At 56.4% G+C, this 14122-nt stretch carries 15 protein-coding genes; 7 read left to right on the forward strand and 8 right to left on the reverse strand.

The annotated features are described in order from the left end of the window. Positions 1 to 103: 103 nt before the first annotated feature. The 6 genes from AAF463_RS00120 to AAF463_RS00145 form a co-directional block, all read right to left on the reverse strand. Positions 104 to 1048 carry a sugar kinase gene (locus tag AAF463_RS00120; protein ID WP_350262018.1) on the reverse strand — a complete coding sequence of 315 codons (945 nt, stop codon included), beginning with the start codon at positions 1046 to 1048 and terminating at the stop codon, positions 104 to 106. Between the two features lie 10 nt (positions 1049 to 1058). After that, positions 1059 to 1805, reverse strand: coding sequence for a sugar phosphate isomerase/epimerase (locus AAF463_RS00125; protein ID WP_192236812.1), 747 nt, complete (start codon positions 1803 to 1805; stop codon positions 1059 to 1061). A 125-nt stretch (positions 1806 to 1930) separates the two neighbouring features. After that, positions 1931 to 2956, reverse strand: a complete 1026-nt coding sequence (locus AAF463_RS00130; RefSeq protein WP_350261325.1) for a LacI family DNA-binding transcriptional regulator — start codon at positions 2954 to 2956, stop codon at positions 1931 to 1933. 58 nt (positions 2957 to 3014) lie between these two features. Further along, the gene (locus tag AAF463_RS00135; RefSeq protein WP_350261326.1) at positions 3015 to 4019 is read right to left on the reverse strand and encodes a LacI family DNA-binding transcriptional regulator; all 1005 of its coding nucleotides are present in this window, start codon (positions 4017 to 4019) and stop codon (positions 3015 to 3017) included. A gap of 159 nt (positions 4020 to 4178) precedes the next feature. After that, positions 4179 to 4841 carry an OmpA family lipoprotein gene (locus AAF463_RS00140; protein ID WP_101763875.1) on the reverse strand — a complete coding sequence of 221 codons (663 nt, stop codon included), beginning with the start codon at positions 4839 to 4841 and terminating at the stop codon, positions 4179 to 4181. Positions 4842 to 4950: 109 nt separating this feature from the next. Further along, positions 4951 to 5511, reverse strand: coding sequence for a DNA-3-methyladenine glycosylase I (locus tag AAF463_RS00145; RefSeq protein WP_101763874.1), 561 nt, complete (start codon positions 5509 to 5511; stop codon positions 4951 to 4953). A 140-nt stretch (positions 5512 to 5651) separates the two neighbouring features. On the opposite strand from AAF463_RS00145, the gene AAF463_RS00150 reads away from it, so the two are divergent. The 5 genes from AAF463_RS00150 to AAF463_RS00170 all read left to right on the forward strand — a co-directional run bounded on the left by AAF463_RS00150 (position 5652) and on the right by AAF463_RS00170 (position 9625). Continuing rightward, positions 5652 to 6347, forward strand: coding sequence for an autotransporter (locus AAF463_RS00150; protein WP_350261327.1), 696 nt, complete (start codon positions 5652 to 5654; stop codon positions 6345 to 6347). Positions 6348 to 6420: 73 nt separating this feature from the next. Next, positions 6421 to 7098, forward strand: coding sequence for a hypothetical protein (locus tag AAF463_RS00155; protein ID WP_192236815.1), 678 nt, complete (start codon positions 6421 to 6423; stop codon positions 7096 to 7098). A gap of 111 nt (positions 7099 to 7209) precedes the next feature. Further along, positions 7210 to 7746: a primosomal protein DnaT gene (gene dnaT / locus AAF463_RS00160; RefSeq protein ID WP_101763871.1), complete on the forward strand. Its 537-nt coding sequence runs from the start codon at positions 7210 to 7212 to the stop codon at positions 7744 to 7746. Then, positions 7746 to 8486 (forward strand): DNA replication protein DnaC, encoded by a 741-nt coding sequence (dnaC, locus tag AAF463_RS00165; RefSeq protein WP_110868257.1) that lies wholly within the window; start codon positions 7746 to 7748, stop codon positions 8484 to 8486. Before dnaT ends, dnaC begins: the two co-directional genes overlap by 1 nt. Positions 8487 to 8494: 8 nt before the next feature. Continuing rightward, positions 8495 to 9625, forward strand: a complete 1131-nt coding sequence (locus AAF463_RS00170; protein WP_101763869.1) for an ROK family protein — start codon at positions 8495 to 8497, stop codon at positions 9623 to 9625. Between the two features lie 46 nt (positions 9626 to 9671). On the opposite strand, the gene AAF463_RS00175 is transcribed toward AAF463_RS00170, so the two are convergent. Beyond that, complete coding sequence (locus AAF463_RS00175) at positions 9672 to 11135, reverse strand: sugar porter family MFS transporter (protein ID WP_101763868.1); 1464 nt, start codon at positions 11133 to 11135, stop codon at positions 9672 to 9674. Between the two features lie 401 nt (positions 11136 to 11536). Between AAF463_RS00175 and AAF463_RS00180 the strand changes: the two genes are divergently transcribed. Together AAF463_RS00180 and AAF463_RS00185 are read left to right on the forward strand one after the other, a co-directional pair. Further along, the gene (locus AAF463_RS00180; protein ID WP_350261328.1) at positions 11537 to 12529 is read left to right on the forward strand and encodes a LacI family DNA-binding transcriptional regulator; all 993 of its coding nucleotides are present in this window, start codon (positions 11537 to 11539) and stop codon (positions 12527 to 12529) included. Positions 12530 to 12863: 334 nt separating this feature from the next. Next, entirely contained in the window at positions 12864 to 13262 is a 399-nt protein-coding gene (locus AAF463_RS00185) for a helix-turn-helix domain-containing protein (protein ID WP_101763864.1), read from the forward strand. On the opposite strand, the gene AAF463_RS00190 is transcribed toward AAF463_RS00185, so the two are convergent. After that, positions 13219 to 14067, reverse strand: coding sequence for an AraC family transcriptional regulator (locus AAF463_RS00190; RefSeq protein WP_101763863.1), 849 nt, complete (start codon positions 14065 to 14067; stop codon positions 13219 to 13221). The genes AAF463_RS00185 and AAF463_RS00190 overlap by 44 nt on opposite strands. Between the last annotated feature and the right edge of the window lie 55 nt (positions 14068 to 14122).

Consider the following 14122-nt stretch of genomic DNA (forward strand, 5'->3'; position numbering starts at 1 on the left):
GGTTTCGTACGGACCCGTAGCGGCGCAATTTATTGCGCTTCTGGCAGCGAAGCCGCTGCGAAAAGCGCGCGATGCATCGCGCCGCTACGGGATTGTGCTGTTATCAGTAATCGCCCAATGTCGCGCGCGTCGGCAGGCCTTCGCTGTCGCCAGCGACCTGAATCGCCAGCGAACCGATCTTATTACCGCGCAGAATCGCCTGCGGCAGGGATTTGCCTTCCAGCAAAGCGCTGATCAGCCCAACCGCAAAGCCGTCGCCGGCACCCACGGTATCGACCACATTCTCGACGCGAATCGGTGCGACCTGGCCTTGCTGGCCGTCGGCGGTTTTGTACCAGGCGCCGTCGCCACCGGTTTTGATCACCACCGCTTTCACCCCTTTATCGAGGTAGAAATCGGCGATGGCTTCCGGCTGGCGGTAACCGGTGAGAATCAAACCCTCTTTCTCGCCCGGCAGCACCCAATCGGCGTATTCCGCCAGATGATTGAGTTGCTTACGCATCTCCTCTTCGCTGCGCCATAACACCGGACGCAGATTGGGATCGAAGGAGATGGTTTTGCCCCGCGCGCGCATCTCTTTTGCCGCGTGTTGCGCCAGGGCAAGCGAGCTGTCAGAGATTGCCGCCGCCACGCCGCTCAGATGCAGATGGCGCGCGCTGCCAAAGTAGTCGTCGTTGAAATCGTCGGGCGACAGATGGCTGGCGGCGGAGCCTTTGCGGAAATATTCGACTTCCGGATCGGAGCCGTCATCGACGCGGGATTTGAGCTGGAAGCCGGTGCGATAGCGCGCGTCTGTGGTGACGCAGCGGTGATCGACGCCCTCTTTTTCCAGCTGTTGCAGCGTGAAGCGACCAAAGCTGTCGTCGCCGACGCGGCTCACCCAACCGACCTGCAAACCGAGGCGCGCCAGGCCAATCGCCACGTTGAGCTCGGCCCCAGCAATGCGTTTGACGAAGCCTTCTGCTGCGGCGAGATCGCCGGTTTGCTGGGCGATAAACATCGCCATCGCTTCACCAATCGTCACCACATCCAGCGTTTTTTGCGTCATCATCGGCTCCTTACGCTGCACGCAGCAGGTCAACGTAATGGCGAGTGACCGCCAGCAAATCCGCGCCTTCCAGCGGGAATTCGATGCCGCGCGGTGCGTCGGTTGGCAGCGCGTTAAGCAGCGTGCGCCAGCTATCGTCGGCCTGATCCAGCGCGATCGCGCGGAAAGTAGCGCCGTGTGGCACCGCCGCTTTAACGTGGATGTAGCTAACGTAGCGACTGAGTTGCGCGGCGGCCTGCAAACCGTCTTCGCCGGTCCACTGCCAGTTGCCCATATCGAAGGTCATATCCAGCGGCAATGCGGCATCGCAAGCCTGATGGAAGAAGCGCAGCATCGGCGCCAGTTTGCTGTCTGGCGTTTGATCGTTCTCAACCACCAGCGTCACCGTTGATGCTTTAAGTACATCAAGCAGCGCGCGCGCATCAAGTTCAACAAAATGGCCAAGCGCCACTTTCAGGCGCTGAGCGCCGATTTGTTCGGCTTCCTGCAGGAACTGCGCCAGACGCGGATTCAGCGCACCATCATCCAGCCACAACGCTTCCGGCACGGAATAGCTGGCGCTCAGCTGATGCTGGGAAATCGCATTGCCCAGCGCATGCAGCAGGCAGAGTTCATTTTCGTTGAACAGCTCGCGACGAATTTCGACGCCATCCGCGCCGGCCTGTTTGATCAGCGGCAACAGCGCGGCCTGGCCACCCAATTCCGCTACTTTCTGCGCGCCGTATGCGGCAGTTACAACAATAATTTCTGGTTTCATCACGTTTCTCCGGGCATGACCACATCCCATTCGTTATAAAAAACCTAAATGGAACCGGTTCCAAAGGAAAGGCGCAGACCGTGAAATTATGATCATGCTCACGAAGTGAGCCATAAAAGGCCGGCTTAGCGCAGCGGCTGGCTGGAGCCGCGTACGATCAGTTCGCCAGAGAAGAGCTGTTCGCTGACCGGTTGCTCGCTGCCCTCAATGCGCGCGATAACCTGCTCCAGCGCGGCGTAACCAATCTGCCAGGTGGGTTGCTTTAAGGTGGTGATGCCGACGCCCGCCAGCGCCGCCCATTCCAGTTCGTCAAAGCCCAGCAGGCCAATCGCTTCGCCCCAGCGCAGCGCAAGGCGCTGCAGCGCGCGCGCCACTTGCAAGGTCAGCGCGCCGTTGGCGGCGATCACCGCACAGCGTTTGTCGGGATGGCGCTGGTGGAATTCCCGCAGCTGTTTTTCCAGCGCGTCGGGCTGATGCAGCGCTATCTCGGCATTCTCTGCCGCAATCTGAGGTACGTTTTTTACCGTGTCGTAGAAGGCGCGCAGACGTTCACGGCGCGTATTGACGCTGCCGAGCGGCTCGCTAAGGAAGAGCAGGGCTTGATAGCCGTTATCCAGCAAATGTTGGGTCGCAACCGTGGAGGCTTCAACGTTGTTGAGCCCCACCATATCGCAGGCGAAATCGGGGATTTTCCGGTCAATCAATACCATCGGCAGCATCGACTGTTGCAGGCGATTGAGCACTTCTTCATGCATGCCCACGGCATTAACCACAATGCCTTCCACCTGATAGCTGCTGAGCAGTTGCAGGTAATGTTGTTCGAGATCGACTTCATTGTTGGTGTTACACATCAGCAGGGTAAAGCCCTGCGCACGACACGCCGCTTCGATGCCGCTCAGCACGTCAACCGAGTATGGATTGGTGATGTCGGCAATGATCAGGCCAATCAAACGCGTGCGGCCGCGTTTCAGTCCGCGCGCCATCTGGCTGGGACGATAGTTGAGTTCGGCGATGGCCTGTTCGATACGGGCTTTGAGATCGGGCGAGAGCAGATTCACTTCGCCATTCAGATAGCGGGAAACGCTGGTTTTACCGGTTTTTGCCGTACGGGCAACGTCACTGATTGTGGCTCGTGGCGGCCTGGTTTTCATTGCTTACACCTGCTGAAAAGAAACAGGCGAAGACTAACACAGCTCGCGCCAGGCGCAATCATTGCGCGTCAGAAGTGAGTCGCAGCACCGGCTGCCAGAGCGTTTGCAGATCGCCAGGCGGCACATCATCGAGCAGTTGCAGCACCATTTCGGCGATGCGCTCGCCAATGTGCTGCTGCGATGATTGCAGAATGGTGTTCACCGGCTGATCGACAATCGAATCGGGCGGCAATCCATCATACACATACAGCGGAATCGCCTGCGCGCCCTTAAGGCGGGCCGCTTGCTGCAGCGCAATCGCGGCACCTTCACCCAGCGTGCTGCAATCGGTGATGATCGCCTGCGGCGCGTCGTCTTGGGCCAGCCAGGCATTGGTTTGCTGATAGCCGGAGCGGCGCGTGGCGGGTAGCGCGGCCATCAGGGATTGATCGACCGGCGCCTGATGCCGAATCAGCGCATCAATAAATCCCTGGCGGCGATCGAGGATGTACGTTGCCGTTTCGTTACTGCCGAGATAGGCCAGACGTGGCCAACCTTGTTGCAGGCAGTGTTCTGCCGCCAGAAAGGTACCGGCGTGATTATCGTAATCAATCCATGCGTATGGCAGCGGCAGCTCGCTGCGGCCGAGCGTCAGGAAGCGGAAACCCTTCTGCTGCAAGCGTTGCAGTCGCGCATCCTGCGGCAGGGTGTGGGTTAAAATCAGCGCATCGATGGCGCCGCTGCGCAGCATGCGGATCAGCTTACGCTGTTGCCCTTGCGGTTTGTCAGGCAGCAACAGCAAATCAATATCGTGCTGGGCGAGGCGTTGATCCAGCATCAGCAGCATTTGGCTGTAATAGCTGTCATTGAGCGAGGCGTGGCTGATGGGAAAGAGTAGACCGACCGCATTGGCGCGCCCGGTTTTCAGGCGGCGGGCAGCGTCGTTGGGGCGATAGCCGCGCGCATTCGCTTCGTCTTCAATGCGTTTACGCGTGACGGCCGCTACATCGTCATAGCCATTTAGCGCCCGGCTCACGGTAGTAACAGAGAGGCCAAGGGTAGCGGCGATGGCTTTGAGTGACATGATAGCGTCCCACTGATCAATTTTTGATCACGCTAGCATAAAGGAAAAGGCGGCTCTATCGGTTACGAATTTTTTAGCTTTTTCTAACAAAGATGGCGTCAAAAGAGGCGGAAAAATGTGACAAAAGCCGATCTGTTCGTGCAGATCGGCTCTTTACTTTTAGCCCAGTGGGCTGAGGGTGATCTCAACGCGACGGTTCTGTGCTTTACCGTCTTCGGTGCTGTTGCTGGCAACCGGATTATCCGGGCCTAAACCCTGGGTGCGCAGACGGTTTTGTGCCACGCCTTGCAGAATCAGACCGCTGGCCACGCTGTCGGCGCGCTGCTGTGACAGGCGCATATTCAGCGCGCGCGTGCCGGTGCTGTCGGTGTAGCCCACCACATTCACGGCGGTTTTTGGATACTCTTTCAGCACCATCGCCACGCCGGTCAGGGTGTTGGCGCCCGCCGGTTTCAGGTTGCTGCTGTTGGAATCAAAGGTGACGTTATTTGGCATGTTGAGCACGATGTTGTCGCCCTGACGTGTCACGCTGACGCCGGTGCCGCGCATTTTGTCGCGCAGTTTCGCTTCCTGCACATCCATGTAATAACCCGCGCCGCCGCCCAGTGCGGCACCGGACGCCGCGCCAATCAACGCACCTTTACCGCGATCTTTCTTCGACGACGACAGCACGCCCACGCCCGCACCCAGCACCGCGCCCAAACCGGCGCCGATACCCGATTTGCCCGCCTGCGATTCGCCGGTATAGGGATTGGTGGTACAACCCGACAGCGCGAGGCTGCCGCTCAGTAACAAGGTCAGCGCCAAAATACGCTTATTCATGAAAAACCCCTCACAGATTTAAACGGGGAAAAGCCCCAAAACGGCACTATTATGCCGTTCAATTATGGGGAAATACGTGAGGGTCAGTCTTAATTTGTAAACTTTTGCTTTAAAGATTATCAGGATGGCAAAAACAGCTGGTTTGATGATCGTTAATTAAGCCGCAGGCCTGTAGAAATGAGTGGCAGGTTGTGGGCCCGACGAATTTAAAACCACGCTTCTTAAGTGCTTTCGACAGCGCAATCGCGGGCTCGGAGGTCGTTGGCGCGTCTTTGTAATTCGCGTATCGGTGCAAAATCGGCGTATGGTCGACAAAAGACCAGATAAAGCGTGAAAACTCCTCTCCGGTGGCTTCCAGCGCCAGCAAGGCACGCGCATTGTTGATGATCGCTTCCAGCTTGCCGCGATGGCGAATCAGTCCCGCATTTTGCATCAACCGTGCCATGTCGCTTTCATCCATCAACGCCACGGCTGCGGGATCAAATTCATGGAACGCGCGGCGGTAGTTTTCGCGTTTTTTCAGTACCGTAATCCATGAAAGTCCGGCCTGTTGGCCTTCAAGACAGACCATTTCAAATAAGACTCGCTTATCGGTTTGCGGCACGCCCCACTCTTTATCGTGGTACGCCAGATACAGTGGATCCTCAGTTACCCAGCCACAACGTTGCATTGCATCACTCCCTTAGCCTATGAAATAGCGGTAGTTCCCTTGACGAATGGCAAAAGCGATTAATAGTTATACAAGGGGCGCCGATATAGATCTTATAAAACCTAAACGCCCATCTCTTCCCGGCTCGTCAGGAGTCCTTCATGTTGCAGAAAAGTCAGCGGACAGGCCAGCATATAATCGCGCTGGCTTTTGGCAGTGTATGGCTATTTTTTCTGGCCGGGAATACCTATGCCTTTGATCAATCGAGCCAGAATAGCGCACCCGATTACAACGCCATACTTGCTGAAAAAATTTCCAGTAATCACCTGATGTTGACAGAAAACCCCGATGCCAACCTGTTTGACGCCGCGCTTAACTCGCCGAATGACTACGCGCTGGTATTGCACAGTGAAACCGCCAGCGTCGGCGCTACGCCTTTTGTTAATCGCTACTCTGCCGGCTGGTCAATGCCGATGAGTAAAGCGGTGAGCACCGGGCCGGTGGCGCAGTTTGCGGTAGATGATTCGACTTTGAGCTGTCCGAAGTGCGCAGGAGTGGATAGTAACAACGCCGAGCACATTGCCTCCGTTGGCTGGCGCGTGGATTCCAGCCTTAGTGGGATATCGCCGTGGGCGCAGGTGAGTTACAGCCATCTGGTAAATGAAGAGTTGCCATCGCCCACCCGCGAACGAGCCGAGGATATCAACGGACGGGAAAATAATTGGGTGGATGTCAGCGTCGGCGCAAATATGCCGCTGGGGCAAAATATGGCGGCCTTTGCTTCTTTTGCGCAAACCGGCGCAGTGACCAGCGGCGAGCAGTTTATTTATAGCCTGGGCGTCAGCGCCAGCTTCTAATCGGCATAAAAAGAGAAGTGACAAAACCTGAGGTCCATATACTAAGCGCGCTAATCATTACTTTGGTCACAATATGCGCAACAATATTATTCTTATTAGCCGTGAAGTTACGGCCTTTCTCATCAGTGGATTGGTGCTCGTTTTCTGTATGGCGATGGTCTACATCGACGTCAACTGGATGAACGATGCCCTGCACGAAACCTCCTTCACCGAAATCACCCAGGAGCTGATGCTCTTGCTCATCGCCACCTTCTATTTCCTCTCGGCCTGGCAGCGGCCATCACAACGCAGCGTGCTGATCCTGGTCGGCGGTTTTTACAGCTGCATGCTGATTCGTGAGATGGACTTCCTGTTCGATTTCATCAGGCACGGCGCATGGCTGTGGTTTGCGCTGGCGACGACGGCGGCCTGTCTGGCGATGGCCTTCCGCCAGCCGCGCCAGATCCTGCCCGGCCTGGCGTCGCTGGTTCAGCATCGCAGCTGGCAGATGATGGCCGCAGGTTTACTGGCTATTTTGGTGTTTTCGCGCCTGTTTGGCATGCATCAGCTGTGGGAACATCTGATGCTCGATGGCTATAACCGCGTGGTAAAAAACATGGCGGAAGAGGGCAGCGAGATGTTTGGCTACAGCCTGTGCCTGATCGCATCGGCTCGCTATCTTTGGCAAACCCGGCCGCAGCCTGTCGCGGTTCGGGTGCCGCACGCGTCACGCCATGTGGATCGCGCCGAACCGCTGACGATGCCACGCTAATCGCTGCGACCTTTTTGACGATCACTTGTCCTAAAACAGGTACACTTACCGCATAACGCCGGGCTGAATTTGCCGCCCGGCGCACCATGCTGGTTAACGTCAGGTTTCTTCATGTCAGTCAAAATCTTATCTTCAACGTTGGTGGGGCTGGATGGCTTCTGCCATGACCCGCTCGCCGTGCTGCAGCAGGCCGATAACGGCACGCTGGCGGTGCTGCATAACAATACGCCGGCGTTTTATGCGCTCACGCCGCAGCGTCTGGCGCAGCTGCTGGCGCTGGAAGCCGCCGCGCAGCAGCCCAATGATGTCACGCTGGATGAGAGTCTGTTTCAGACCGAAAGCGCGCCCATCGCCACGCCGGTGGGCAAGTTCGCAATGTATGAAGGCTGGCAGCCGGACAGCGATTTCCAGCGTCAGGCCGCAATTTGGGGCGTGGCGTTGAGTGAACCGGTTACCGCCGCCGAGCTGGCCACGTTTGTGGCGTACTGGCAGGCGGAAGGCCGTTTGTTCCATCATGTGCAGTGGCAGCAGAAGTTAGCGCGCAGCGTGCAGATGAATCGCGCCGCCAATGGCGGACAGCCAAAGCGCGATCTCACGCAAATCAGCAATACTGATTACGATATTCCCGATGGATTCCGAGGTGAGTAATGAAAACGCCGAACGATCTTTTTAGTCGCCTGAAAAAGATGATGCCGTCCGAAGTGCAACCGAAATTCAAAAGCGGCGCGGAGCTGCTGGCCTGGAATCAGGAGCAGGGCCGTTTGCGCTCGGAAGCGATTGTGCGAGAAAACCGCGCGATGAAAATGCAGCGCATCATGGGGCGCTCGGGCATCCGCGAGCTGCACATGAACTGCTCGTTCGACAACTATCGCGTGGAAAATGATGGGCAGCGCAAAGCGCTGGCCATGGCGCGCGAATACGCCGCCGGATTTGAAAACAGCATCTCCAGTTTTGTTTTTTCCGGTCGTCCCGGCACCGGTAAAAACCACCTTGCCGCAGCGATTGGTAACGATCTGATTATTCGCGGTAAAAGCGTGCTGATTGTGACCGTGGCCGACTTGATGTCGAGCATGAAAGGCACTTTCAGCGGCGGCAGCGATTTAACTGAAGAGCGCCTGCTGCACGATCTCAGCCATGTGGATCTGCTGGTGATCGATGAGATCGGCATGCAGAGTGAATCGCGCTATGAAAAAGTGATCATCAATCAGATTGTTGATCGCCGCTCATCGTCGAAACGCCCAACGGGCATGTTATCGAACCTCGATCCCGCCGGCATGAATTCGCTGCTGGGTGAACGCGTGATGGACCGTATGCGCCTCGGCAACAGCTTGTGGGTGCGCTTTGACTGGGAAAGTTATCGCAGCCGTGTGCGCGGTGATGAGTATTGAGGAGTGCTATGAAAGCAGCCGGTAAAGGTCCAGCACTACTTCGCCTGAACAACCTGAAGCGGGTGATGATGCAACTGCGCACCACCCGCATCACCTCCCGCCAGGATCTGGCATTAGCGCTCGAGCTGAGCAAAAACACCGTTTCACTGATTGTCGATGATTTGCTGGAAGCCGGGCTGATCAATGAGCTCGGCCCGGTTAGCGTGGCGTCAGCGGGACGACCGAAAATCGAAATCTCGCTGCGCGCCGAAAAGCTGAAAAGCGCGGGCATCATGGTGGAGCGCCAGGCAATTCACTGGCGCGTGTGCGACTATTTCTCGCAGGTGATTGCCGAGCAAACCTGGCGCACCGAAACCAGCGATCCCGAGCAGTTGCTGCATGAGCTGGTGGAAGTGTGCCAGACCTTGCACGCGGCGCATCCCGAGCTGCTCGGCGTGGCGATTGGTTTCCCTGGCATCATCGATCCGCATCGCGGCTGGGTGCATTTTTCCGCGCATCTGGGCTGGCAGGATGTGGATGTGATGACCATTCTCAGCCACGAGATGCCGCTGCCGCTGCGCATCATGAATAACGTCAAAGCGGCGGCGCTGCTTTCGGTGCAGCAACTCGAACTGAATAAGTCGCAAAGCCATTTCTATCTGCGAATTTCTGAAGGATTAGGTGGCGCGCTGGTGGAACACGGCGAAGTGTTTACCGGTAGCAGCTGGACGGCGGGCGAGATCGGCCATCTTATCGTGCAACCCAACGGCGAACGCTGTAGCTGCGGCCGCTTAGGTTGTCTGGAAACGCTGGTGAGCAAACCGGCCATTCAGCAGCAGCTGGCAAAACGCAAACCGGGCCTGCGCTGGCAGAATGGCGAGAGCGAACCGGAAATCCTGAAAGAGGTGATGACGCAGGCGGGCACCCACTTGGGCAACGCGTTGAGTCAGGTGATGCAGCTGGTGAATCCGGCCAGCATCATTATTGATGGACCGTGGAATGCGCAGCCAGCATTTGTGCAGGCGGTGCAGCAGGCGGCGCAGGCCGGTGCGCTGGCCTTTACCTTCGCCCATACCGCGCTGCATTTCCTGCCGCTGCGTATCGATCCGGCCAACGGCTTAGCGCTGGCGGTGATTGAGCAGTACGAACGCCTGAGTTAACAAGGGCGCCATAAAGGGCGCCCAGCAGAATCCGTATCCTTACCGATTAATGCCGTGGAATATCAAATGATTCGCTCGCCTTCACGGTAGACGTCGTCTCCGGCAACTCTGCTTCGACGTTAAATTTACGCAGCACCAGCGCATGAATCTTCTCAAGCGACACGCCGGCCGTTTCTGGCAGATAGCGGAAGGTGAAGAAGTACATACCCAGCGAGAAGATCGCGAACAGCAACAGCGGGAAGCCACCGTGGAACATATCCAGCAGCATCGGGCTGCTGTTCATGATCGGGAAGGTGCTGCTGATAACAAAGTTGGCCATCGACATCGCGCAGATGGAAATCCCCACGCAAATCGAACGAATCTCGGTTGGGAACACTTCGCCCAGCACCGTCCAGACGATCTGGCCCCACGTCATACCGAAGAAAATCATGTAAGCGAACAGGCCAATAACCGCCAGCATACCCGGCAAGTGGTAATAGAAGGCGATGAAGGAGTAGGTCAGGCACACGCAAGAGGTGATTGCGCCCAGCAGCAGCAGCTTACGACGACCGACTTTATCGATCAGCATCATCCCCGCCAGCACGCCAATAAACTGACAAATCGACAGCCAGAAGGTTTGCAGCAGCGCTGAGTCAGTGCTGCCCGCGACGTTTTTCAGCAAGGTTGGCCCAAAGTACTGAATGACGTTGATACCGCTGATCTGGTTACCCACCGCCAAACCGATGCCGACAATCAGCAATGGAATGGTGGTTTTATCCAGACGCAGACGCGATTTGTGCTGCTGCGCGGTTTTATCAGAAAACGAATGTTTGATTTCGTTGAACACGCTCTCGGCATGTTCGCGGTTAGAGATTTTGGTCAGCGTATCCAGCGCTTCATCGTACTTGCCTTTCAGCACGTTCCAGCGCGGTGATTCCGGGATAAAGGCGATGAACAAAATAAACAGCGCGCACGGCACCAGCGCGGTGGCGAGGATGTAGCGCCAGCCCATGTTGATCATCACATCCGGCAAGGTGGATTTGGTGATGAAGTAGTTGGTCAGCAACACCACCGATTGTCCGCCGACGCAGCACACCGCATAGAGCGCGGTGGTACGGCCACGAAACTTCGAAGGCGACAGCTCGGCCAGATAGATAGGCGAAATTACCGACGCCAGGCCAATCGCTAATCCGCCAATCATGCGGAAGATGACGAACACGGTGAAGTTATGCGCCAGCGCCGTGCCGATTACCGAAACGGTAAACAGCAGGGCGGTGATGGCGAGGGATTTTTTACGTCCCAGCTTGTCACTGAGGCGCGGTGCCATAAAGCAGCCGATCAAACTGCCGAGCAGGATATTGGAAACGGCCCAGCCGGTTTCAGCGGGCGTTAACTGGAAATATTCACTTAAGGGTTCGATTGCACCGGAGATAATGGAAGAGTCATATCCCATCAGCAGACCGCCGAATGCCGCGACAGTACAGCAGAGAATGACATACTTCATGTTGTAGCGTTTTTGCCTGGTATCCATTGTTATAGCCCCTTGTCTCTACGGCCTGAACGTTACTTGTCCAGAAAGAGGGTGGTGTAGGTTTCGATGTTCAACTTTTATTCACGCGAGGTCTTCGTGTTGGAATATATGTTCTAAATGATGGTATTTGGATAATTTTTTCCGAAAAGTGTGAAGGGGGTGGCGAAAATTGCCGAATAAGTCGTCAGGAGTATGCTTATAGCCCAATGAAATGATAGGTTTTTCATCAATTCACTCTGTAAGGGCATTGCAAAATTTGCTTTTTATTGGAATTTTCATTCTGTTAAACACACGGGTTTGCCGGGTTTATTTCACCCGACTGAGCGCACGGGTGCGTTTCATTTTTTAACAGGCAACGGGCATAATACGTTGATTATCAGCCCCTCTTTGCGGACGTCGTAATGAAAACGCAGCGCATCACTCTGGACGATATTGCTACCCTGGCGGGCGTCACCAAAATGACGGTAAGTCGCTATCTGCGCACGCCGGAAAAGGTCAAAACGGAAACGGCGGAGAAAATCGCCAGCGTGATTGCCGAAATTGGCTACGTCGCGGATAGCGAAAATGTCGCAGCGACCAAACAGAACCCACCGCGCATCGGCGTGTTAATCCCTTCTTTTAATAATCAAATCTTTGCCGATCTGCTGGCGGGCATTGAATCGGTGACCAGCGCCCACGGTTATCAAACGCTGGTGGTCAATTACGACTACAACGCCCAGCGTGAAGAGGAGCAGATCGCCACGGTGCTGGCCTTTAACATCAAAGGGCTGATCCTGACCGAATCCGTGCACACCGTGCGCGCAGAAAAATACCTAAACGCCGCCAACATTCCGGTGGCGGAAGTGATGGGGCTGACCGAGGCGCGCGGACGCATCAATGTTGGCTTCGACAACTATCGCGCCGGCTACGATATGACGGTGATGCTGCTGGCCAGCGGCAAACAGCGCGTTATCTACTTTGGTTCGATGTCCGATCGCCGTGATGAGCAACGCTACGCCGGTTATCGCGATGCGGTTGAAGCGGCCGGGTTGCCTGCGGGCCGGATTGTGCCGAACAAGGTCTCTTCGGTATCGATTGGCACCGGCATGATGACGCTGGCGCGCCAGCTCTATCCGGAGATGGATGCGATTCTTTGTACCAATGACGATCTGGCGGTTGGCGTACTGCAGGAGTGTCAGGCGGCGCGCATTGCCGTGCCACAAGCGATGGCGATTGCCGGTTTTCACGGGCTGGAAATTGGTCAGGCAACCACGCCACGCTTAGCTAGCGTGATCACGCCGCGCTTTGAGATGGGAAAAGTGGCGACGGAGATCATCCTGAAAAAGATCAACCAGCAGCCCACCATCGAGCAGGTCGACCTGCATTATCGCCTTTCAATGGGCGCGACCATTTAAATCACCGCGCATAGCGCAGATGAAGCAGCGGAAAAGGATTTCCCTGACCATCCAGCGGCGAGCGACCGGTGATGACAAATCCCTCTCGTTTTGACAACCATCGAACTGGATGTGGCGCAGCCATAAATTGGCGAGTTATCGTTATTTATTGGCTTTTGACCATCACATAGCCAGCTAACGTCTTCTTATAATGCTTATCAGTTAATCGCTGACACCGAAATTTCAGAGCGCACTGATCGTAGCGGCGCAATTTATTGCGCGATAAATCGCGCCGCTACGGGATGTGCGACGATTTATCGGTATCACGGTATTCATTTCGACATCAGGAGGAAAGATGGATATGCACGCCGCCTTTATGCAGCAACTGATGCTCTGGATTGAGGACAACATTGAGCAGAAACTCATTCTGGAAACCGTGGCGCGCCGCGCCGGCTATTCGCAGTGGCATCTGCAGCGACTGTTTCGCAGTTACACCGGCGTCGCGCTGGGTACCTATATTCGCGAGCGCAAGTTAACGGCTTCGGTGATTGCGCTGTTGAACAGCAATATGCCGCTGATGGATATCGCCATCAAATATGGCTTCGACTCGCAGCAAACTTACTGCCGCACTTTCCGCCGCATGTTCGACCTGCCGCCAGGCGCGTTCCGTCGCAAATATCAGCACAGTTTGCCGGACATTGACGGGCCCGCTAGTTTGCTGTTTTTGCATCCGCAGAGTCGGCTGGCGGCGTAAAGTATTTGCCGGGCGTTGAGCCAAACGCGCTGCGAAAAGCGCTGATATAGCTGCTAACACTGTCGAATCCGACCTGCCACGCCACTTGCTGCACACTTTTGCCCGCCGCCAATCCTTCCAGTGATTTGAGTAAACGTGAAACCTGGCGATAGCGCGTCAAGCTCATGCCGACCGCGCTGGCCCAATGACGGCTCAGACTGCGCGGGCTGAGTCCCGCCCAGCGCGCCAGTTCGGGCCCGGTACGCGTATCGGCGGGGTCGTCCATTAACAGGCGCGCAATCTGCAGCAAGCGCGGTTCCGCCGGCAGCGGTAACGTCAATGGATGTTCGGTCGATTCATACAACTCATCCAGGAACACCTCGCACAGGCGATGGTAGCGCGCGCTGCCCCAGTGATCGGGCGATAAGGTTGCCAGCCTTTCCGCAAGCGGCTCCAGCACCGACGGGCAGGAAAGCAGGACGGGATGATCCGGCAAGGGTGCGGCCAGCGCGTCGTCCACCAATACTGTCCAGCCAAGCACCGGGCCCGGCCCGATGATCGCATGTTCAAAGTAGGGCGGAATCCAGCCCACCAGTCGCGGCGGATTGGCGAAAATACCCGACGGCGTTTTCACCGTCATCAATCCCTGCTTCAAACAGAAGAGTTGCCCCGCAGCGTGGCGATGGGTGAAGGTTTCACGGTCCAGCTGTTTCGCTAACGCAGCGGCAATCACTTTCGGCGCATCCGGCTGCAGCAGGCGCTGACGCAGCTCAGCCTGACGCGGATTGCCGGAAAAAGTCAGAGTATCGGTTGGATGGATTAACATGCCTGGCTCCACAATGCGATGAAGGAGCAAAGTGGCGGAGATAGGTGGGGAAGTA

Origin of the sequence: Pantoea sp. BJ2, assembly GCF_040255075.1 — a bacterium.
GTDB classification, from domain to species: Bacteria; Pseudomonadota; Gammaproteobacteria; order Enterobacterales; family Enterobacteriaceae; genus Pantoea; species Pantoea leporis.